2 pseudogenes are annotated in these 3,158 nt (G+C 65.2%); both read left to right on the forward strand.

Annotated elements, in window-relative coordinates:
* Window positions 1–954 precede the first annotated feature (954 nt).
* A pseudogene (locus tag AC1DY5_RS50895) lies at window positions 955–2,516 on the forward strand (IS3 family transposase).
* A gap of 30 nt (window positions 2,517–2,546) precedes the next feature.
* Window positions 2,547–3,158: pseudogene (locus tag AC1DY5_RS50900) on the forward strand (phage integrase family protein); the annotation flags it as partial.

Below are 3,158 nucleotides of genomic sequence, written 5' to 3' on the forward strand. Positions count from 1 at the left end.
GGGGCACACCCCGCGCAGGTCCAAAGACATACCGCTCCACCTCACCCCCGGATTCAGGCCCCTCGCTCTCCCAGCGCGCTAGCCGCCAAGGCAGGTCGGGATCCTCGCAGCCCGGGTGCAGGCGCGTCAGCAGTGCGATGGGGTAATTGAACTTTCTCTGCRGATCGATACGGTCGCGAGAGTTTTTCCTTTGAAAGTCAACAGCTTGCGCCGGGCAGTCTTCGCGCACAGACTTGCATCCGTAAGTGGTTGTCGTGCATCACTGCTGTCCGGTTAATTGCTCAACGCCAAGGCCGAAAACGAGCACCGGCGCGGGCTGCAGGCCGATTTTGTTTGGTGCCGACTTGAACTTCGATCTCGAGAAACGGCGCACCTTGCCGGGTCTAACAGACTCGGGAGGCGTTGGCTCTTACAGAATTTGAAATCCGCTGTCGCCGCGGCTGAAACATGTGAAGTTCCTTGAACAGCCGTCGCGCGAGCACGGCAAATAGCCCGGTGCGCTGCGCAGCGCGGTAAATCTGCCCCCATCGGGGTGAACCTCGCGGAAAGCGGTCAACAGTCGGAGTTGCCCTCCATGGCGTCGACACCGAGACCACGCCTCTCGCTTTGCTCCGGATGAACTCGCTGGACGGCGAAACGTCAGCTTCGGAGCAGAGCGAACGACGGCTCGGGGCCCCATTGCGGAAGTACTCGTCCGTCCTTTTCTTTTTCCTTGGCCGGCCTTCAGGAGGAGGCACCAATCTTGGCGGATCCCCATTCAGAACCCTAAAGTATGTTCGTACTATTCAGATAATCATGCTTATCGCAATAGATGTTTTTTTTGCCTAAACTGGTGCTCATGAAAAGTATCCGGATCGCCAAGCCGGCCGAAGCAGGGCATGAGCAGCCCCCCGCGGCAGAATGGTTGTCGCCTCTATAGAACCAAGAACCCGGGGGCGGCGATGAAGGATGAGAGTGGCTCGATACGGAAAAGCATTCAAGGACCGAGCGGTAGCAAGATTGCTGCCGCCGGAGAGTTCGGCGCTGGAAGTGGTGGCGCGCGAGGTTGGTATTGGAGTGGGAACACTGGAGCGTTGGCGCGAGGATGCGCAGTCCATGCCCGCCCKMGGGCGGGCATGGACTGCGCGCGCCCGGCTTGAGGCGGTGATCACAACGGCGGCGATGGACGAGGCCGCAAAGAGCGCATGGTGCCGCGAGCACGGGGTGTACCCCGCCGAGCTGGACAAATGGCGCGCCAGTGCGACAGCCGCGCTGGCTGAACCCGAGGAGGCCCGGGCCAGTCCCCAGGCCACGCGAGCCTCCGCCAAGCGCATCAAGGAACTGGAGCGCGACCTGCTGCGCAAAGATCGGGCGCTGGCAGAGACTGCGGCTCTCCTGGTACTGTCAAAAAAAGTGGCGGCGATCTTCAACAAAGGCGAGGACGAATGATCGGCCTCGAAGATCGCCAAGCCTTGGCCCGAGACATCGATGTTGCACATGCCGCCGGAGCGCGACTGCGTCCGGCCTGCGAGATCGCCGGCATCGATGCGCGCACCTTGCAGCGGTGGCAGGCCCACAAGGGGCTCACGGCGGGCGATGGCAGGCCGCGGGCCTTGCGCCCCATGCCGAGCCATGCCCTGAGCCACGCCGAGCGCGCACAGCTGCTGGCCGTGGCCAACGAGCCGCGCTTTGCGGCCGTGCCGCCGGCGCGCATCGTGCCCATGCTGGCCGACGAGGGCATCTACCTGGCCAGCGAGTCCAGCTTCAGCCGCGTGCTGCGCGCTCAGGGGCAGACAGCTCACCGAGGCCGGGCCAAGGCGCCCAGGGTCGTGCGCCCGCCAACCACGCACATCGCCGCAGCACCGCGGCAGGTGTGGTGTTGGGACATGACCTACCTGCCGGCGCAGGTGCTCGGGCGCTGGTTCCACCTCTATCTGATCCTGGACTTGTACAGCCGCAAGATCGTGGGCTGGGAAGTTCACGATACGGATGACTCCGACCATGCCGCGCATCTGGTGCGCCGTACGGCGCTCGCCGAAAGCATTGCCACGCTCGACACCAAGCCGGTGCTGCATGGCGACAACGGGTCCACGTTGAAGGCGACGACCGTGTTGGCGATGCTCAACTGGCTGGGCGTGAAGCCGTCGTACTCGCGACCTCGCGTGAGCGACGACAACGCCTATGCGGAGTCGCTGTTCCGCACGGCCAAGTACCGCCCGGAGTTCCCCACCAAGGGCTTCGCCGATCTCGGGCACGCGCGCTTGTGGGCGGCCGGCTTCGTGCGTTGGTACAACCATGACCATCGACACAGCGGCATTCGCTACGTCAGCCCGGCTCAGCGCCACGCCGGTGAAGACCAGGCCATCCTCGCTGCTCGCCACGAGTTGTACACCCGTGCCCGGGCCCTCAACCCGGCGCGCTGGTCAGGACCGACTCGCAACTGGTCGCCCATCGGCGCGGTGACCCTCAACCCCGAACGTGACTGCGTCGTTCAGACACATTCGCGGGTATCAGACATACAGCCGCTGGCTGCATGAAAGAGGCGACAACTACATTGACGCGCGCCGGGCGTGATCCGCCGCCAGTTGGCCGCCTACGCGTGCTCTCGGCATCGTGAAGCGCTGGCCGCATTGATGGAGCATCCAGCAGCCGAGCGCGAAGAGCGGGCGCGCTCGGTCCTGAACGCAATCGAGACGCTAAGGCATCTGCCGGCGCCTGCGCCGCGGGTGACGGACGAGGTCGAACACTGGCTGCCCGCGCGTGCCGCCCGCACCATGAAAGCCCATGGCATCAAGACCCTGGCCGATCTGACCGTGCGCATTCCACGCCGGCGCCGCTGGTGGACGGCCATACCCGGCCTGGGCGCCACCAGCGCCCGGCAGATCGAGGCGTTCTTCGCCGCGCACCCGGAACTCACGGAGCGCGCCCGCGCATTGGTCCCTGTCGGAGCACAGCATGACGTGGTGCCCTGGGAAAGCCTCTACATACCGCACGAGGTCGACGGCTCCCGCGGCACGTTCCGGGCTCCCGGGGCCACCTGCACGCTGGACGCGAACAACGACTACGAGGCGGTGCAGGCCTGGCTGGCCCTCCACGAATCCGTCGCTACCCGACGGGCCTACCGAAAGGAGGCCGAGCGTCTGATCCTCTGGGCCGTGGTCGAGCGTGGCCGGGCTCTG

It is taken from the genome of Variovorax sp. P4_D9 (assembly GCF_056401695.1).